The organism is Phycisphaera sp. (assembly GCA_025916675.1).
In the GTDB taxonomy this organism is placed as follows: Bacteria; Planctomycetota; Phycisphaerae; order Phycisphaerales; family UBA1924; genus JAHCJI01.
This window is the reverse complement of record CP098402.1, coordinates 1,426,689-1,445,156: the sequence shown is the minus strand read 5'-3', so window position 1 is coordinate 1,445,156 and position 18,468 is coordinate 1,426,689. Positions and strand designations below refer to the sequence as shown.

The following is an 18,468-nucleotide window of genomic DNA, read 5'->3' as shown; positions in this document are numbered from 1 at the left end:
CTCGTTCCTGGCTCTCATAGTCCAGACCTTCGCCTTCCATGCGGGGCTGGTGGCGGGAGGAATGCTGCTGATCGCCTTTGCGTTGCGGCGGTGGCGGCTGGGGCTGGTGTTGCTGGCGAGTGTGCTTGTGACGGTTGGCCCGCTCGGGCTGCGCGTAGCCCAGCGAGCGCCCGTGCGTGCTACCGATGATGACTCGACCCTAACGGTCCTGAGTTGCAATCTGCTGTATGGCACGGCCGATGCCGAGCCGTTGCTTGCCTGGATCACCGAAATCGACCCGGACGTCATCATGTTTCAAGAGTACGCCGATCCCTGGCCCGGGATTGTGGCGCGTAATCTGCAAGATCGCTACCCGCATGTCTGGCAAGAACCCGGGGGCGCCCATGGGCAGGCGACACTCAGCCGGATGCCATTTGTAGACGTGGTACCAGACATCTGGGAGCGGGTATGGAAGGTTCCATCGCCTCGCGTCGGGATCCGGCATGAGGGCAAGCGGGTCGATATCACGAACGTCCACGTATACCCGCCAATGCGTTTCGTGCTCTTGCAAGCGCAGCTGGACCAGATCCAACGCGTCGCCGATGACGCGTTCGAGCGATTGGGTGGAATGAGCGGTGAGCCGCGGGCCGACGGTGTACTCTACGTTGGCGACTTCAATGCACCGTGGAACTCTAACCATCTGCGACCGCTTGCGCGGGTCGGCTTGTGGGAGGCCCACGCCCGCGTCGGCACGGATCGCGGCGTGACCTGGGGACCGCCCGATGGCTTGCTGTCGTACGCCCCAGGTATCCGGATCGACAACGCGGTCTACGGAGGTGAGCTCAAGCCGGTGTGGTCGGTTGTTGGACCGGATGCGGGAAGCGATCATCGGCCGATCGCGGTGGGGTTTAGGTGGCGCGATGACGATTAGCCGTCGCCCAGAGGATCCATCTCGAACTCGGGTGCTCGCGTGATCACCGTGCCGCAGCTTTTACAAGTACGGCCTTCTTCCGGCCCGTTCCAGAAGTCATCCATCACCACGTGCAGGTCGCGGTCGATGTGCTTGAGCAGGAACTGGGCCTCATGAACGAACGTGTCGCACTTGGGGCAGTACCAGCGCAGGCCGTCCTTGTTGGGGTTCCCGTCCTTATCGAGCCCACGTGGGAATTCGACGATCAGGCCGATGGTGCCCTCGGGCCGCTGGGGGCGGTGGGGCACCCAGCGCGGGAGCAAGAACAACTCGCCCTCGCGCACGATCACGTTGTGCGGCTCGCCGCCATCGAGCGGCCGGACGCGGACGGCGATGTCGCCCTTGAGCTGGTAGAAGAGCTCCTCGGTCGCGTTGACGTGGTAGTCATTGCGTGTGTTGGGGCCCACCGACACAAAGATGATCGCGTCGTTGCTCTCGTGGAAGAACTGGTTGTTCATCACCGGCGGCGTGAACGCCTCGGGATGCTCGTCGATCCACTTGAGGAGGTTGATGGTGGGGAACGAGGTGGAAGTGGCTTGCGTCATGTGAACCTCCTGACCGACGAGTGATGCCACACTATTTTAGGCCCGATGGGTTTCGAGCCTCAACCGCACCAGCAGGCCATTGAGCTCCTGTCGCGCCGCTTCGGGCGGGGTCTCGGGCAGTCCGCACTTCTCCGCCGCCGATTCCAATCGTTCATTGAGCTGCTCGAATTGCTCGCGATGGAAGCCGAGGTCCGCCTGGCCCAGCAGTTGCGTCTCGGCACCACTCACCTTGCGCTCGATCAGATCGTCGATAAACGGCAGGCCGAACTTCTCGTTGAGCGTGCGCAGGTTGCTCTCCATCGCCTTCTCTTCGAGCAAGTAGATGCCAGCCATCAGCGGGCGATAGCTGTACAGCAGGCCCTTGACCGTGCCCCGGCTCGGCCCGGCGACGCGGTCCCACTGGTTGGTCGCGAAGCTGCGGAAGTGGTGGCGGTGGTGGCGGGTGAGGCAGCGCATGGCGATGTCGCGCAGCTCGGCGAAGCCCTCGCCGGCGTGCACCACCAAGGGCGAGCAGATCTGTTCGAGCACGTAGCCGTTGCGGCCCAGCAGCATCGTGAAGAATTTTCGTGCGTCGTGGGTCACCAGGTCCATCTCGACCTCCGCGTCCCGGTCGAGAATCTCGTACGTCTCGCGCGGGCGGTCGAGGCCGATCATGCTGGGCAGGTCGATCACGTGGGCCCCCCGCAAGTCGTAGTCGCTGTCGGGCGAGGCGAAGCCGTAGAGGTGGGCCCCGCTCACGGTGACGAACAGCACGCGATGGGGGTGGGCTTCAAGGTACGGATCGATGAGGTCCTGGCGGAGGGGGTGATCCGGGACGATGCGGTGCGGCTCGCTCGTGGGCATCCATGACACTATGGGACCGGACGAAATCCCGGCACCGGGCACGCCTGCGATAACCCGAACAATGACGGATTTCGTCGGTGCGACGCCGATTCTGTGCCGGGGGCGGACCAGGATAACGTCCGGCCAGAATCATTCTGGCAGCTGACAGAATGATTCTGGCTATCGCCCGAATGGCTCTGTCGATCGCCCGAGGCATCCTGGCCATCGCCCGAGGCATCCTGGCCATCGCCCGAATGGCTCTGTCTTTCGCCCGAGATCCCCGGGCGATAGACGCAACTCCTCGGGAAGCAGCCAGATCTCCTCGGTCGATGGCCAGGGCCGCTCGGGCCGGGTTCGGGAACGGCCCGCGAGCGGTCTCTACCCTGCCGCTCGGAGGAGGCCCCGCCCATGCCCGCGACCGACCCACGCTTCGATCCGGCCGCCATCGCCAGCCGCCTGCACACGTTCCCGGATCTGCTCGCGGCCATCCTCGCGGACCTGCCCGAGGCCGACTGGCGGTTCAAGCCCGGGCCCGACGACTGGGCCATCGCCGAGATCATGGGCCACCTGGCCCGCGAGGAGCGCGAGGACTTCCGGCCTCGGCTCGAGCGGACACTGCGTGACCCGACCGAGGCGTGGCCGACGATGGACCCACAGGGCGATGTCACGAAGTTCAAGGACCTCGACGGTGATCCGCGTCGCTTCCTGCATGAATTCACGAGGCTACGACACGAGAACCTGGCATGGCTTGCCTCGCTCGGCCCGCTCGATTCGATCGACTGGACCAGGGCGCACCACCACCCCAAGGGCTTCACGATCCGCGCCGGCGACCTGCTGGCGAGCTGGGCCGACCACGACACGCTGCACGCCCGCCAGCTCATCAAGCGGCGGCACCAACTCATCGAACTGGCGGCGGGGGAGTTCGGGTGTGAGTATGCGGGGGAGTGGTAGATGAACCCATACTTCATCGGCTGGATCGCAGGTGTCGCCACCGTGTTATTCCCGATGGTTGGAATCTGGTTTATCCTGCCGTGGATCCGTTGCTTCGTCAGCGACTGCCCGATGAACCCTGGGCGCGTCGTGGGCATGCGCCTGCGCCGGACACCGGTCATGCTGGTGTGCGATGCCTACATCGCGTTGCGAAAGAGCGGTGTGGATGTTGGCCCGTACACGTTGGACCAACTCGAAACGGTGTGGCTGGCTCACCCTGGGCTGTACACCACTCCCGAGGCATTGATTGCGGCCTATGAGCAACAGCACACCAGTGCGTAACCATAAAAAAGGGCGACCGATCGGCCGCCCTCGTGTGTTTTGCCTTCTTCAAGCTGGGGGCAAGCGTTATGCCTTCGCCGCCATCTTCTCGGCCTTCGCCCGCGCATCGTCGAGCGTACCCACATACATGAAGGCGCTCTCGGGCAGGTCGTCGCCCTCGCCGGCCACCAGACGCTCGAAGCTGTCGATGGTGTCCTCGAGGCTGGTGTAGATGCCCGGGAAGCCGGTGAACACCTCGGCCACGTAGAACGGCTGGCTGAGGAAGCGCTCCATCTTGCGGGCGCGGCCCACGATGAGCTTGTCCTCTTCGCTCAGCTCGTCGACGCCCAGAATCGCGATGATGTCCTGCAGGTCCTTGTACCGCTGCAGGATGCGCTGCACCTGGAGGCTGACGCTGTAGTGACGCTCGCCCAGCACGCTGGGGTCGAGGATCGTCGAGGTACTGGCCAGCGGATCCACGGCGGGGAAGATGCCCTTCTCGGCGATCGAACGTTCGAGCACGACAAACGCGTCCAAGTGGGCGAAGGCCGTCGCGGGGGCGGGGTCGGTGAGGTCGTCGGCCGGCACGTAGATGGCCTGCACACTGGTGATAGCGCCCTTGGCCGTCGAGGTGATGCGCTCCTGGAGCTGGCCCATCTCGGTGGACAGCGTCGGCTGGTAGCCCACGGCCGACGGCATGCGGCCCAGCAGGGCGGACACCTCGGAACCGGCCTGGGTAAATCGGAAGATGTTGTCCACGAACATCATCGTCTCCTTACCCGACGCGTCGCGGAACTCCTCGGCCATGGTCAGGCCGCTCAGCGCCACGCGGAGGCGGGCGCCGGGGGGCTCGTTCATCTGGCCGAACACCATGGCCACCTTGTCGATGACGTGGGCGGTCTGCCCGTCGGCGTCGGTGTACTCGGCCTCCTGCATTTCACGCCAGAGGTCGTTTCCTTCACGAGTTCTCTCGCCCACGCCGCAGAACACGCTGTAGCCGCCGAACTCGCGGGCCACGCGGGCGATCATCTCCTGGATGATGACCGTCTTGCCCACGCCCGCACCGCCGAACAAGCCGATCTTGCCACCACGCACGAAGGGGCACAGCAGGTCGACGACCTTGATGCCCGTGGGCAGGATCTCGGTGTTGGGGTTCAGGGCCGTGAACTCGGGGCTGTGGCGGTGGATCGGGCGGCGCTCTGTTGTGTTGGCCGGCCCGCGGTTGTCGATGGGCTCGCCCAGCAGGTTGAACACGCGGCCCAGCACGCCCTCGCCCACGGGCACGGTCACGGGCTCGCCAGTGTCGGTGCATTCCATCGAGCGGCGGAGGCCGTCGGTGGAGCCCAGTGCCACGCAGCGGACGCGGCCGCCGCCGAGGTGCTGCTGCACCTCGCCAACCAGCTTGAGCTTGCCGGCGGGCGTCTCGGCCTCGACGGTGACGGCGTTGTAGATCTCGGGCAGGTCGCTCTCGGCGAACTGCGCGTCGAAGGTGGAGCCGATGACCTGCGTGATGGTGCCCTGCGCCATGTGGTGCTGTTCCTCGAAATGGACCCCGCCAGAGCGCCGGCGGGCAGTGCGAACTTCAACCAAACATAGCCGGAGGCGGTGGGGGGCCACTCGGTCCTTCGGCGTGTGAGGCGGAGGGTAGGCTCACTCCGGCCAAATGGCAGCTATCTCTAAGATGCGATCAGACCCTCATGCTTGGCCGCGTGTATCCAGGCACGCAATTGCCCGCCGTGGTTGCCCTCGTGCCAGACGTTGTAGATCAGATTGTGCCCCACGGTGGGGAAGTACGCTCTGGCGGCCTCGCTGGGGTGGGGGGCCGCGAGCAACTCGGGCGACGCGGCGGCGATCGCCTCCAGCAGCGCCCGATGCGACATCTCGGCGGCTTCGATCGCGCCGGTCCAGGTGCCGAAATGCGTCCGCATTGCCTCGCCCGCCCGGGTGACGTCCGAGCCCGGCCCGACGCCCTCGAACAGCTTCTGCATGTCCCCGGGTACCACGCCGAGGTTCTGGCTCAGCAGGTTGTCGGCGAGATAGAAGTGGCAGACGATCCAGGCCGGAGACTGAGCCAGGCCGCCCGCTTGGGCCGCGCAGTGCTGTTCTGGGATGGATCGGGCGATCTTGATGGCCTCGGCCCGCTCATGTCGAAGCGTCTCGATGATGAGTTCGCGGAACGCAGGTGCTGCAGAATTTGCCATGCTCTTTCACCCTTTCAAGCCAGAATGTGGCGATGAGACAAGAAGTTCGGCTGTCAGTCCGTGAGTAACCCCCGACGGCAACGCTCAGTACCGTACGTAGTCCTCTCGCGCGACCGGAGTTTTCTGGGTCGGGCCGGGTGGCTCACCAAAGGAGACTGAGATCATGCAGCGCAGGACCCAACTTGCCTATCCCGCCATTATTTCGATCCTGGCCGTTGGAACTACCGCCACCCAGGCCCAGGAGTGCGGCTGGCAGGCCATGGGCGGCGGCATGGACGACCGCATCATCTGCCTGGCCACCCACGACGATGGCACCGGCGATTCGCTGTACGCGGGCGGGACATTCACCAGTGCTGGCGGCTGGGATGCCAACTACCTCGCCAGGTGGGACGGCTGCGGCTGGCAGCCCGTCGGCGGCGACCTGGACAGTTGGGTGGTCGCGATGGAAACGTTCAACGATGGTACCGGCGACGCGCTGTACGCCTGCGGGTTCTTCACGGCCGCCGACGGCAATCCGGTTGGCGGCATCGCGAAGTGGGACGGCTCGCAGTGGTCCGACCTCGACGGTGGCATGAACATCGGTGGCGTGCGCACGCTTACGGTGTTCGATGATGGCACTGGCCCGGCGCTCTACGCCGGCGGCGACTTCAGCACGGCTGGCGGTGTGGCTGCCAGCAACGTCGCGAAGTGGGATGGCTCGTCGTGGTCGCCGCTTGGCAGCGGAGTAGCAGGGGGGCCGGGAGGCGTGTACAACCTGCACGTTTACGACGATGGCTCTGGCCCCGCCCTGTACGCGGGCGGGTGGTTCGCGACCGCCGGGGGTATCCCAGCCAACGGCATCGCCAAGTGGGACGGTACGTCCTGGTCCACTGTTGGTACCGGTGTGGGCGTACTCGCCGACGAAGCTGTCATCTGGTTCGAGGTCTTCGATGATGGCTCGGGCCCAGCGCTGTACGCCGGCGGCGAGTTCGCCTCGATGAACGGCCAGCCGGCGACCGGCTTGGCGAAGTGGGATGGCTCCACCTGGACAAACTTCACCGGCCTCATCGACGACGAACGCCAGGTCGTGTGGGGCATGACGACGCTTGGCGACGATCTTTACGTATCCGGCAAGTTTCACACCGCTGGTGGGGTTTCAGTCGGCAACATCGCCCGATGGGACGGCACAACATGGTCTGCCGTGGGTGACGGCATGGACAGCTTCGTCGAGGTCGTGACGACGTTCATAGACGATGGACGCGAACGTCTTGCCGCCGCGGGCTGGTTTACACAAGCCGACGGCAAGCCGGCGAACCGGATCGCGTCCTGGGCTTGCGTCGGAGAGCCGGTGTTCGAGGTGCAACCACAGAACGTGCTGCTCGATGCCGGGCCCGCTGCCGTGGAATTCGAAGTTGTCGTCACCGGCGCAGCCACGATCGAGTACCAATGGCGCATGGATGGTGTCGCCCTCGTCGATGGGGGAGCTATCAACGGTGCCACGACACCAACACTCGAACTGACCGCTGAACTCGACCACGTCGGCGTGTACGACTGCGTAGCGACGAACGATCTTGGCGAAGCCACGAGCGACTCGGTCTTGCTCGCGTTCAGGACCAACCCCTGCGCCGCCGACTTCGACGGCGACGGCTCGCTCACGATCTTCGACTTCCTCGCCTTCCAGAACGCATTCGCGGCCGGCTGCCCCTAGTCGATCGCGCCGCGAATCTGGCTCGCCAGCGACTCGCCATCTTCGAGGTTACCCGATGGCCACACGATCCCAAGCCCGCTCCCCGGCGAGCCTTCGGCTTTGTCTGGATAGCGGGGGATCACATGGACGTGCAGGTGCATCACCGCTTGGTGCGCGTCGGCCCCGTTGTTCTGGAGCAGGTTATACGCCGTCGCGCCGGTCGCCTTGAGCACGGCCCGGCAAATCCGCGGCAGCACCCGCCCGAGCGCCGCCGCCGACTCGTCGCTGAGCTGGTCCATCTGGGCCGCCCGCTCCTTGGGGATCACCAGCGTGTGCCCCCGGCTGAGCGGCGCGACGTCAAGAAACGCCAGCACATGGTCGTCCTCGTACACCCTGTGGCACGGGATCTGGCCGGCGATGATCTTGTCGAAGATGGTGGGTTGGTGGCTCATGGTGCAAGATAGTCCGCGCCCCGGCGGACCGCCGCCAGCGAGCCAGCCAGCCGCCGATAGCATGCACCAGCAAGCACTGTCCGAGGTGAACCATGAATTTGAAGCAACTCGATCAACGCATCGCGTCCATCATGCATCGGTACGGACACACCGCCCTCCGATTCGCCCTGGCGACCATATTCATCTGGTTCGGCATTCTGAAGCCCCTTGGAATCTCGCCAGCCGAGGATCTGGTGCTCCAGACCGTCGATTGGATGCCGCTGTTGCCGGCCAAGACCTGGCTCTCGATCATCGGCTGGTGGGAGGTCGCCATCGGCGTGCTCTTCCTCTTCGGCCCCACACTCCGTTTTGCGATCGCCTTGCTTGCCTTGCAGATGGTCGGGACGTTCATGCCCCTGGTCATTCTGCCCTCCGAGACGTTCCAGGCTGGCCGGATCCCTTACGGCCTGACCCTGGAGGGGCAGTACATCGTCAAGAACATCCTGATCATCTCGGCTGCCATGGTCATCGGCGGCACTGTGAACCAACCCAATCACTAGGTGTCCGAGAGCCAGCGGCACCCAGGCCAGCATCGCTCCTGCCCCCGAACTCGCGCGGTTCGACGCCTTGAGCCCTAATTCAACATAACTAGTATTATCGGCTATTAACGAACGGCGGGGGGCCACAGGGATTTCGGCGGGTAGGACCTGCCAAGGGCCTGAAGCAGCCATCATTGTCCAGACATGGTACTCGATCCCACCCAACCCACGACGCCTCCCAGCCAGCCGGCCCCGATCGAGGCCAAGGTTCGTGAGCCCCAAACTCTCGGCCGCTTTGGCCGAACTTGGCTCTGGTTTGAGTTCATCACTCTCTACGCCTTCATCCCGGCCCTCGTCGCCGCTGTCATGGACCCCGACCAGCGGTTCGACCCGTTGTTCAACGCACTTGGCCTGACGGCACTGTCCAACCCGCCTTGGCCGCCCGGCAGCATCATCCTGCCGCTGGTGTTCGTGTTCGGCTTGCTGCTTGGGCTGTTCCTGCTGATCGATCCGACCTTCGACAACCGCCAACTCTGGAACTGGCGTGCTTTCAAGCGCGACCTACCGCGCGTGGCCCCGCTGTTCCTGTTCAACGCCGCCGCCATGCTGGGCATCGCGTGGCTGCTGCAGAATTTCACCGGCGTCATGACGATCACGAGCCGGGATGGCTCGGAAACCGAGGCACTCTTGCGTCTGCCGCGCGAGGCGCCTTGGCTGCTGGTCTTTATTGCCATCGGCTACCCCATCGCCAGCGCCTTCCCGCAAGAGGTGACCCACCGCGCGTTCTTCTTCCACCGCTACACGCGCATCATCCCGAACCCGCGCGTGCTGTTCACGCTCAACGTGCTCGCCTTCGTCTGGCTGCACGCGCCGTTCTGGGGGCTCATGGCCTTCGTCATCACGCTGCCCGGCGGCGTCCTCTTCGCGTGGACGTGGGTGCGAACGAGGTCGCTCCTGGCCGTCGGCGTCGAGCACTGGCTCTACGGCTGGTGGCTGTTCTTCACCGGGCTGGGCTGGTTCGTGTACGCGGGCAGCGTGGGCAGCTGACCCAGGGCTAGTCTCGCTCGAGTCGCTTGGCCAACGCACGCTTGAGCTTGCCCGCCGCATCGTTGACGGCGGGGTAAAAATCTCCCGCGTTGGCCTCCACCGTGATCGGATCGCGTCCGCGTGGCCGGGCCTCCATCGTGCACCGCTTGTCGTCGCTGCCCGATTTCTGAGCGCTGTTCTCGTCGGCAAAGTGGACTTCCACACGCGTCAGGCGGTCCTCGAATCGGCCGATCGCGGACTCGAGCTGCTGGTGGGTATGGCTTTCGAGCGCGTCCGAGGACTCGACGTTGGCGTAGCTGAATTCGACGTGCATGGGGCCTCCGTTGAAGTGTGATTATGGTCGAGGCACGTACGATGGTGGAGCCGCACGAGTTTGGTCGGGAGACCCCATCAATCCCTAAGCGAAAACCCATCCGAGTGTTCGTCGAGCCGCGCCTGGACCGGCTCGTGGTCGTGCGCACCGAGCCGCACGAGCCGCGGTTGGTTGGCAGGGGGGTTGGGTATTGGCGGATTGGTGGCGCACATCAGTGGAAGAACACGCTTGTCCGAAACATGCGCATCCGCAAGCGTCCGCAGATACTGCACGTCGTGTCCTTTGAGAATCGCCATGCGATGTGGGTCGCTTATCGCGCGTCGGAGAGATGGTGGAAGCACCATGTTGCTCGTCCAGGGTGGCAAGTCTGCTTCGATCACCGTACCACCTTCAGCAAGCGTTACCTTGAGGTAGACTGTGATCGCATAGTGATCGAGTTCAGGAACAATGTCAAAGAGTACATCACATGGAAGGATGTTCGGCGACTCACTGTGAGTCCGTCAGGCAATCAATGGGCGTTCGAGACGTATACTGGTGTTCGGCAAACTGTTCGCACCCCAACCGGTGCAATGAAAGCCGCACTGCGTCACGTTGCTGACCAGCACTTTCCGAATGCTGTGCAAGAACAACGTCGAAGAGCCAAGGCGACCGGCAATCGCATCACCATCGCCTGCCTCATTGGCTCGATCGCCCACACTGGCATTTTGTTGTGGTTCTTCGGCAATATCCCACTCGTCTGGTTCATGTCCTTCACGTTCCCGCCACTTCTCATCGCGGTGTTGCCGCTAACGTTCATCAAGGCTGTGTACTGGAAGCACAACTGGGTGGTCTCGTACCAGCGCAAGCATCGCCGCCGCGCCACCACCCCCCTACCCTCCCCCACCACTCCAAAGGACTCCCAAACATGACCCAAGCGACCACCGCGCCCAGCAGCACCGACACGCACGCCACGCTCCCCGCCGACACCAACCAGGCCCGCGGCATCGCTCGCTACGCCATCGAGTTCATGGCGTCTGGTGTGGGGGGGGGCGACCCCGCGCCCGACGTGCTCGAGCGCACCAACCTCTTCTACACCGACGCGTGCCTCTGCGGCGTGAGCGCCCTGGCCCTGCGGACCAACGCCCCGACTATCTTGAGGGAAGAGGCGTTGCAGTACGCGGTTCCGGAAGGGCACACGGGCAAGCCGCTCGGCAACTCCACGACCCACGGGGCCACCTGCTTCGGCTCGTCGCAACGCGTGAAGGCCGAGAAGGCGATCCTGGCCAACGCCAACGCCGTCCGCGAGTGGGACAGCAACGGCACCAACTTCGGCTACAACCCCGGCCTCGGCCACACCGCCGGCGAGTTCGGGCACAACGACTTCTACGCCGTGCCGGTGGCCGCCGCCCAGATGCTCGGCGCGGGCGGCGATGTGGCCCTCAAGGGCATGGTCTGCCTCGACGAGATCCGAGGACGCCTGGCCGAGGTCTTCAGCCTCAAGACCTACAAGGTCGACCACGTCGTCCACGGCGCCATCGCCAGCGCCGCGGTGTTCGGCGCGATGCTCGGCGCGACGGAGGACCAGATCGAGCGGGCCATCGGCATGGTCGTGGCCCACTACATCCCGTTCCGTGCGATCCGGGCCGGCAAGCAGCTCAGCGACAGCAAGGGCGCCAGCGCCGCCATCAGCACCGAGGTCGCCATCCTCAGCATGAAGCGCTGCATGGCCGGCTTCCTCGGCCCGCGCGACATCTTCCGCAACCCCGAGGCGATCTTCCGCATCTTCGAGGGGCCGGGCCAGATGTTCAAGGCCGTCAAGGCCACCGACGCGAACACGGAGCAAGCGGACGCGTCGCCGTTCGATCTTGTCCTCGCCAAATCCGGCAGCGACTTCGCCGTCATGGGCATGCACTTCAAGCTGGGCCTCTACGAGCACCAGAGCGCCGGCGCGCTCCAGGCCGTCCTCGACCTGTTCACCAAGAACCCGGGCCTGCTCGAGCAGGCCGACGGCGGCGCGATCAAGAATATCAATATCGTCGCGTACGAGCCCGCCTTCGGCATCATCGGCGACCCCGCCAAGCGCACCCCCACGACTCGTCAGTCTGCCGACCACAGCATGGTCTACATCGTGTCCACCTTGATCCGCAAGGCCCTGGAATCGAAGAAGGTCAATTGGAAGGACCTCATCCTCACCCCCTACGACTACGACCGCGCCTCGATCCACAACACCGTCACCCGCTCGCTCATGGACAAGATCACCTTCGAGCACGGCGGCCGCGAGTACGACGACAAGTACCCCGACGGCATCCCCACCAGCATGGCCATCACCGACACCAGCGGCAACACGCACGACTCCGGGCTGGTCATGTACCCCGCCGGCCACGCGCGCAACACCGAGGCCGACCTGCACGACATCCTGGCCAACAAGTTCCGCGTCATGGGCTCGCTCGCCGGCGACGCCGACGCGATCGTCTCGCGCTTCGAAAACTTCGGTGGCAAGAGCGCCGCCGAGGTCGCCGCCGTCCACGACTTCGAGATTCGCTACAAGGACGACTTCGACGACGCGGAGTGAGCCGCGGTCAAACGCCTCCAACCGAGCCGCGAGCGTGAGCTCGCGGCCTTCCCGTGCCCCCGCTCCCCCGCTCCCAGCGGGGGAGCTGCCGAGTCTTCGAGGCTGAGGGGGTCTCGCCTCCGACTCCGCGACCTCCGCATTCAAAACTCCCCCACGCCCCCCACCGCGACCGCCCCACACCCGAGCGTCCCGTCCCCGAGATCGCCACCCCGCACGGCGTGCCCGACCACGCCCGCGCCACGATCGATCAAGGTCCGCCCACGATCGATACCCGGCACGGCGTGCTCGATGGAGCCCACGCCACGAGCGCGAAGATCGACGATTCGATCGATCGAATCGTCGCCACGATCGATCATGACGACGATTTTCGCGGCCAGAACCGCGTTCACGGGCTATGAGGACGGTTCCTATATCCGGACCCGCACGTACCACGAACCGGTCACGGCCACCCCCAACGCCGCCCGAATCGGCCGCCGAAGAAAGAGTTATCGCGGCCCCGCGACGCTCGGCACAGTGGCCTCCGATTCCCTCCCCCGCCCCCGGCGGGGGAGGTGGCCGAGGTCTGCCGAGGTCGGAGGGGGGCTTGCCTCCCTCGCCCCGTCTTCGGGGAGAGGGCCGGGGTGAGGGGTCTTGCTTGCCTTCGCACCCTCCGCCGTGCGATTCCACCGCCCGCCCAATCCCAACGACACCATCGGCTGTTCGGGCTGCCTCCAGGTCGTCCTGCTCGCCGCCGCGGTATTGATCGTGGGGAGCGTGGTGGTGTTCCTGGTGGCGGCGGTGGTGTTCTGAGGAGGGACGTCAGGGGTCCACGCATGGGCCCGTATCGCCAGCCCCGAAGGGGCACCGGCGTGTAGCCACGGGTGCAGCCGCCCAGCGCCGCGGGCGGACACAACCCGTGGAAAGCAACCCCGCCGCGCGATCCGCCCCGGCGGGGCGGAGGAAGGGCGCGGGCGTCCAGCCGCCTCAGGCCGGCCCACCCTGCCCAATGGGGCCGCGGTGATGCGTCAGGTCGTCGGCGGTCGGGCCGCCGGGGGCGAGGCGTCGGCGCACTTTCCGCTGAGCACGGCGGTTCTCCCGCTATACTGGATTCCACATCGCATGGTCCACAGCCTTTGGATACACGGGATTACGTTCAGTCGACAGTTGGGCGGCACGGCCAAAAGGAAGATATAGCGAATGAATGATGATCGCATCAACGACGCCAAGAAGAAGCTCGGCGAGATCAACAAAGTCATCGCCGGATTCGACGACTCAATCCGAGCCGCCGCATTCGAAATCCTGGTCCCGCTCTACTTCGATGACTACGAATCCGATGAAGACACGCACCGATCGAAGAAGGATCCGGCGGCACGGGGCGCTACCTCGGTACCTGGAGATCCTGCGACGTTCTTCAACAAGCACGACCACGACAAGCCTAAGGACAACGTCCATCTCATCTGCGCTTGGATCTATTCGCAATATGGTGTGACTCCCATCACTCCGGTAGACATTCGTGAATACGCGAATGACGCTGGGCTCACCATTCCTGATCGGCCGGACAATTCGATGCGGACCGCCAAGAAGGACGGAAAGAATCTCTACAGGCAGAAGAACTCTGGTTGGCAGCTCACGGTCAAAGGTGAGGCCTATGCCAACGAAACTTACGGCGTCAAGAAGGGCAATAAGCCTCGGCCGACCGGGGATGACTGATGACGATCGTGGAGTTCCTCCATCCCTTGAAGGGTGGAACAATTCGCGACATCTGCCTTGCCGCTCTGTACTTCTCTGATCGGTACAACGGAAACTCCGAGGTCACGGTCGAAGAACTTCGCGCTCTCTTGAAACGCGCACGCGTACCCCGCGCCGCTAAGCTAAACCTCGCTGATATTCTTGCCAAGTCAGCGCCCCACGTTGACACTGCTGGCAAACGTAGCCGCAGTTTTCTCTGGACACTCACTACCGCCGGAAAGGAGCACGTCCGTTCGATTCTGGGTCTTCCTGAAGCAGAGCCAGAGATTGAACACGACGTTTCGTCGCTGGAATCCCTCGTGTTATCAGTATCCGATGCTGAGATCGCAGATTACTTGGCCGAGGCAATCAAGTGTCTTTCCGTAGGTGCTCTTCGTGCTGCGGTTGTTTTCTTGTGGGCTGGTTCCGTTCGCCAAATCCAGCAAAGCTGCATCGACTGCGGACCATCCAACGTGGACACAGCCGTGCGGAAGCACGATCCGAAGGCCCGTACTATCAAGAAACTCGATGATCTCGTCTACATTAAGGAAGCAGTCCTCCTTCTGGCGGCCCAGGATCTCGGGCTTTTCGACAAGAACGAGAGAAGTGCCCTCACAGACGCGCTTAATCTTCGGAACAAATCAGGGCATCCCGGCAAATACAAGCCTGGTCCGAAGAAGGTAAGCAGCTTCATTGAGGACGTAGTCTCTATCCTGTTCGCGGACTGAAAGGCGTACTTCCCAACGAAGTGTTGCGGCGGCTCATCTGTCTCAATTGGAAACGCGATCTCTATCTGCTGAAGGGACTCTTCATGCCACCCCATCGGACGCGCAGAACCCACTTGCCACGTGGAAACAAGTGCCACCAGAGCGCTCTTCTCGCCCTGGTTTTTCTCGCCGCGCTTCCCGCGTGTGGCGACGGGCAAGACAAGCATCCGGCCGCCGTGCCCGAGCGGCAGGCCAGCGGCAGCGACCACGGGGCGACCATCGCCCAAGGCCGGGTCGTGGTCGAGCTCGATCCGGCGATCTTTTACGTCTTCCAAGCTGCGGACGACACCTACTGGTTCGGCAGCAACGACCGGGGGGTGTACCGCTACGACGGGCACACACTCGTTAACTTCACCACCGACGATGGGCTGGCCAGCAACCGCATCCGGGGCATCCAGGAAGACACGCACGGGAACATCTACTTCACGACATACGAGGGCATCAGCAGGTTCGACGGGCAGGCGTTCGTGACGCTGGAGGCCCCGGCCGATGCCCAAGCCCAGACCGATGCCCAGCAATGGAAGCTACAACCGGACGACCTGTGGTTCGTGGGGCCGCCCGACGCCGGCGTGGTCTTCCGCTACGACGGGACAACACTCCATCGCTTGCGGTTCCCGACGACGAAGCTCGGCGACGAGCACTTCGAGAGGATGCCGCGTTCGGAGTTCCCACACGCGACCTACAGCCCCTACGACGTCTACTCCATCCTGAAAGATAGCCGGGGCAACCTCTGGTTCGGCTCGAGCAGCGTGGGCGTGTGCCGCTTCGACGGGACGAGCTTCCACTGGTTCACCGACAGCACGCTCGTGGAGGAGCCCGTGCGCTCCATCCTCGAAGACTCGAAGGGAAACTTCTGGTTCACGTACACCGGCCAGGCCTGGTTCGATGGTTTCCGATCGGTCAAGGACTTTGGCATCGTGCAGGATGGGGCCGAAGGCAGGATCGTCGAGGGCATGTCGGTCGTCGAGGACGATGCCGGCACGGTTTGGACGGCCGCCTTCGCCGGGGGCGCCTTCCGATACGATGGTGAGCAAGCGACCCAGTTCCCCATCAGGGACGGCGAGACCACGATCACCGTGTTCGCCATCTCCAAAGATAATCACGGCAACTTGTGGCTTGGCACGCACAATGGCGGGGCGTACACGTTCGATGGCGAGGCGTTCGAGCGGTTCAAGCCATGACGAGTGATGGCAAACATGCTCGCTTGCGCTCTTAGACCCACCGCACCCCTCCGACCTCGGTTCGGGTGGCCCCAATCCTGCATGGAATGCCCCCGCTGGGAGCGGGGGAGGGAGCGAGCCCGCCACGGAGTGGCCCGCGTGCTCACGCAGCGCGGCTCGGAAGGAGGAGAGCCAGGGCCGGGGGCTCACGCCGCCGGCTCGGAAGGAGAGCAAAGGGCCACCCCGCCTCACGGCGGGGGCTCGTCGAGCCAAAACCCACATGGGAGTGGCCTCCCATGAAATGCCCCCCGGAGTGGGCGAAGCGGCCAATAAGAACCGTCCCCACGCCCCGCCAGCCCCGATTCCATCCGATCCATGACCCCACTACCACGAAATTCATGAGATCCATCGCAACCGGACTCAAGCCCCCATCCGGCGCCGTCGATACATCCCTCAAACCCGCGACCGGCCGCACCGGGCGGCCGAGTGGTGGGACCGAAACCACCGGCGCGAGCGATTGGCGCAACCGATCGGTCGCGGCCGCCCGAAGGGAACGACCGACATGGCACGACTGCCCAGCAAGGACGCCGACCTCATCAACTGGAGCACCGAGCGTCTGGCCGCCTGGGCCGGGCAGGGCTCGCCGCCCGATATCGGCGTCACGGCCGATCAGGTCGCCGCCGCTTCGGCGCTGCTGAGCACAGCCGAAACCACCCTGGGCGACGCCATCACGCAGGATGCCCAAGCGAAGGCGGCCTTCGACGACAAGCGCACCGCCATCAAGGCCCTGCGCAAGAACCTCGGCGGGCTCATCGACACCATCGAGGCCTACGCCAAGACCAGCGAGGACCCCGGCGTCTACAGCCGCGCCCTGATCGACCCGCCCAAGCCGCCCGCCCCGCGCGAGGGGCCGCCCCAGCCCACCGAGCTGGCCACCGAGTCCACCAGCGACGGCTCGATCCTGTTCACCTTCAAGGTGACCGCCGGCGCGGGCGCGACGTTCGAGATCCAGCGTCGGGCCACGCCGCTGGAAGGCGAGGGCGCCGGCTGGCAGCACCTGGCCACCGTGGGCGACAAGAAGCACCTGGACGAGGCCGTGCCCGTGGGCCAGCGCCGCATGGAGTACCGCGTGCGCGCGACCCTCAGCAGCGGCGTGGCCAGCCCCTGGAGCATCCCGGCGCCGTTCGACTTCGGCAACCTGGGCAGCGAGGGCGGGCCGATGGCCGCCGCGGCGTAGCGACCCCGCGCCGCACGAACAGCAAGAACACTCGGGGAGGCCCGCCAGGCGGCGCCTCCCGTTTTCCTGCGCGCCGATCGGGTTTGCCCAGCACGCTCGCCACGCTCGCTTGACCGGGGTTCGATGCCGGCTAATCTTCGCACGACATGTTCCAGACCTGCTTCCATCACCACCATGGCCACGCGACGCATCCCCGCAGGGGCTGGCTATGACTCTGGACTGATGGACCGCACGTAGGTTCTCCAGATGCGAACGCCGGCTTCGAGCCGGCGTTCTTCGTTGTGGGGCGTACCCATTTACGAAGGCTCTGGCCCGAAGCCCGCACAGCGGAGCTTCTCCCGATGACGACCTCGATACAACCTGTCCCTTCGACGACACACGAGCCGACGACCGGGCCCGGGCGCGGCGCGGCGGCCATCCGCCTGGCGCTGCCCAAGGGACGCATGCACGTGGGCGTGGCGCAACTGCTCGCCGATGCGGGCATGCCGCTGCGAGCGGGCGCCCGCGACTACCGCCCGGCCCTCTCCAGCCCGGCCACGCCAAGCGAAGCCTTCGACGTGAAGCTGCTCAAGCCGCGGGCGATCGTCGAGATGCTGCGCACCGGCCGGCGTGATGCCGGTTTCGCCGGGGCCGACTGGGTCGAGGAGACCGGCGCCGAACTGGTCGAGGTGCTCGATACGAAGCTGGACACCGTGCGGCTCATCGCCGCCGCCCCGGCTGCGCTGCTGGTGGGCGGCGCGCTGCCGGATCGGCCGCTGGTCGTCGCCTCGGAGTACGAGGGCCTGGCCCGAAGGTGGATCGCCGACCGGGGGCTGGACGCCACGGTGCTGTGCTCGTACGGCGCGACCGAGGTGCTGCCGCCCGAGGACGCCGACTGCATCGTCGACAACACCGCGACGGGCGCGACGCTGGTGGCCAACGGCCTGACCATCATCGATGAGCTGATGGTGTCGTCCACGCGGCTGTACGCCTCTCGGGCGGCGATGGCCGAGCCGGCGGCGCGTGAACGCATCGAGCGGTTCGCCCTGCTGCTCGGCTCGGTCCTGGAGGCCCGGCAGCGCGCCATGCTGGAGGTGAACGTGCCGGCCGAACGCCTCGACGCCGTGGTGGGAGCGCTGCCGTGCATGCGTGAGCCCACCGTGTCACCGCTGCGCTCCAACTCGGGCTACGCCGTGAAGGCCGCCGTGCGGCGCGAGGAGCTGGCCGGGGTCATCCCCCTCATCAAGCAACTGGGCGGCACCGACATCGTGGTCTCGCGGCCCGAGCAGATCGTGCCATGAGC

20 protein-coding genes are annotated in these 18,468 nt (G+C 65.1%); 13 read left to right on the top strand and 7 right to left on the bottom strand.

The features are described from left to right. The first annotated feature begins 61 nt into the window (after positions 1–61). Positions 62–910 carry an endonuclease/exonuclease/phosphatase family protein gene (locus NCW75_06275; GenBank protein ID UYV13891.1) on the top strand — a complete coding sequence of 283 codons (849 nt, stop codon included), beginning with the start codon at positions 62–64 and terminating at the stop codon, positions 908–910. Here the strand turns inward: NCW75_06275 and nbaC are convergent. Together nbaC and NCW75_06265 are read right to left on the bottom strand one after the other, a co-directional pair. Beyond that, a complete protein-coding gene (gene nbaC / locus NCW75_06270) occupies positions 907–1,494 on the bottom strand; it encodes a 3-hydroxyanthranilate 3,4-dioxygenase (GenBank protein UYV13890.1) in 588 nt (195 codons plus the stop codon). The two genes, NCW75_06275 and nbaC, sit on opposite strands and share 4 nt — an antisense overlap. Before the next feature lie 36 nt (positions 1,495–1,530). Next, positions 1,531–2,337 carry a nucleotidyltransferase domain-containing protein gene (locus tag NCW75_06265; GenBank protein UYV13889.1) on the bottom strand — a complete coding sequence of 269 codons (807 nt, stop codon included), beginning with the start codon at positions 2,335–2,337 and terminating at the stop codon, positions 1,531–1,533. A 387-nt stretch (positions 2,338–2,724) separates the two neighbouring features. Here NCW75_06265 and NCW75_06260 point away from each other — a divergent pair, with 387 nt between their 5' ends. Together NCW75_06260 and NCW75_06255 are read left to right on the top strand one after the other, a co-directional pair. After that, positions 2,725–3,267: a DinB family protein gene (locus NCW75_06260; GenBank protein ID UYV13888.1), complete on the top strand. Its 543-nt coding sequence runs from the start codon at positions 2,725–2,727 to the stop codon at positions 3,265–3,267. Then, entirely contained in the window at positions 3,268–3,588 is a 321-nt protein-coding gene (locus tag NCW75_06255; GenBank protein UYV13887.1) for a flotillin-like FloA family protein, read from the top strand. Between the two features lie 66 nt (positions 3,589–3,654). Here NCW75_06255 and atpD read toward each other — a convergent pair whose 3' ends face one another. Together atpD and NCW75_06245 are read right to left on the bottom strand one after the other, a co-directional pair. After that, positions 3,655–5,094, bottom strand: coding sequence for a F0F1 ATP synthase subunit beta (atpD, locus tag NCW75_06250; protein ID UYV13886.1), 1,440 nt, complete (start codon positions 5,092–5,094; stop codon positions 3,655–3,657). 149 nt (positions 5,095–5,243) lie between these two features. Then, a complete protein-coding gene (locus NCW75_06245) occupies positions 5,244–5,768 on the bottom strand; it encodes a DinB family protein (GenBank protein UYV13885.1) in 525 nt (174 codons plus the stop codon). Positions 5,769–5,931: 163 nt separating this feature from the next. On the opposite strand from NCW75_06245, the gene NCW75_06240 reads away from it, so the two are divergent. Beyond that, positions 5,932–7,455, top strand: coding sequence for an immunoglobulin domain-containing protein (locus NCW75_06240; protein UYV13884.1), 1,524 nt, complete (start codon positions 5,932–5,934; stop codon positions 7,453–7,455). Here the strand turns inward: NCW75_06240 and NCW75_06235 are convergent. Next, entirely contained in the window at positions 7,452–7,886 is a 435-nt protein-coding gene (locus tag NCW75_06235) for an HIT family protein (GenBank protein UYV13883.1), read from the bottom strand. The two genes, NCW75_06240 and NCW75_06235, sit on opposite strands and share 4 nt — an antisense overlap. A 92-nt stretch (positions 7,887–7,978) precedes the next feature. Here NCW75_06235 and NCW75_06230 point away from each other — a divergent pair, with 92 nt between their 5' ends. Then, entirely contained in the window at positions 7,979–8,425 is a 447-nt protein-coding gene (locus tag NCW75_06230) for a hypothetical protein (GenBank protein UYV13882.1), read from the top strand. A gap of 183 nt (positions 8,426–8,608) precedes the next feature. Then, positions 8,609–9,451 (top strand): CPBP family intramembrane metalloprotease, encoded by an 843-nt coding sequence (locus NCW75_06225; GenBank protein UYV13881.1) that lies wholly within the window; start codon positions 8,609–8,611, stop codon positions 9,449–9,451. A gap of 7 nt (positions 9,452–9,458) precedes the next feature. Here the strand turns inward: NCW75_06225 and NCW75_06220 are convergent, their stop codons facing one another. Next, positions 9,459–9,764 (bottom strand): HPF/RaiA family ribosome-associated protein, encoded by a 306-nt coding sequence (locus NCW75_06220; protein ID UYV13880.1) that lies wholly within the window; start codon positions 9,762–9,764, stop codon positions 9,459–9,461. Positions 9,765–9,787: 23 nt separating this feature from the next. Between NCW75_06220 and NCW75_06215 the strand changes: the two genes are divergently transcribed. After that, on the top strand, positions 9,788–10,672 hold the full coding sequence (locus NCW75_06215; GenBank protein ID UYV13879.1) for a hypothetical protein: 885 nt from the start codon (positions 9,788–9,790) through the stop codon (positions 10,670–10,672). Beyond that, positions 10,669–12,315 (top strand): MmgE/PrpD family protein, encoded by a 1,647-nt coding sequence (locus NCW75_06210; protein ID UYV13878.1) that lies wholly within the window; start codon positions 10,669–10,671, stop codon positions 12,313–12,315. The genes NCW75_06215 and NCW75_06210 overlap by 4 nt, the downstream gene beginning before the upstream one ends. Positions 12,316–12,455: 140 nt before the next feature. Here NCW75_06210 and NCW75_06205 read toward each other — a convergent pair whose 3' ends face one another. Beyond that, positions 12,456–12,671, bottom strand: a complete 216-nt coding sequence (locus tag NCW75_06205) for a hypothetical protein (protein ID UYV13877.1) — start codon at positions 12,669–12,671, stop codon at positions 12,456–12,458. Between the two features lie 820 nt (positions 12,672–13,491). Between NCW75_06205 and NCW75_06200 the strand changes: the two genes are divergently transcribed. The 5 genes from NCW75_06200 (at position 13,492) to hisG (ending at position 18,466) form a co-directional block, all read left to right on the top strand. Further along, entirely contained in the window at positions 13,492–14,004 is a 513-nt protein-coding gene (locus NCW75_06200) for a hypothetical protein (protein UYV13876.1), read from the top strand. Beyond that, positions 14,004–14,750 (top strand): hypothetical protein, encoded by a 747-nt coding sequence (locus NCW75_06195; protein ID UYV13875.1) that lies wholly within the window; start codon positions 14,004–14,006, stop codon positions 14,748–14,750. Before NCW75_06200 ends, NCW75_06195 begins: the two co-directional genes overlap by 1 nt. A 215-nt stretch (positions 14,751–14,965) precedes the next feature. Next, the gene (locus NCW75_06190) at positions 14,966–15,970 is read left to right on the top strand and encodes a hypothetical protein (GenBank protein ID UYV13874.1); all 1,005 of its coding nucleotides are present in this window, start codon (positions 14,966–14,968) and stop codon (positions 15,968–15,970) included. A 541-nt stretch (positions 15,971–16,511) separates the two neighbouring features. After that, positions 16,512–17,186: a hypothetical protein gene (locus NCW75_06185; protein ID UYV13873.1), complete on the top strand. Its 675-nt coding sequence runs from the start codon at positions 16,512–16,514 to the stop codon at positions 17,184–17,186. Between the two features lie 341 nt (positions 17,187–17,527). Further along, positions 17,528–18,466 (top strand): ATP phosphoribosyltransferase, encoded by a 939-nt coding sequence (gene hisG / locus NCW75_06180; protein UYV13872.1) that lies wholly within the window; start codon positions 17,528–17,530, stop codon positions 18,464–18,466. The last annotated feature ends 2 nt before the right edge of the window (positions 18,467–18,468 follow it).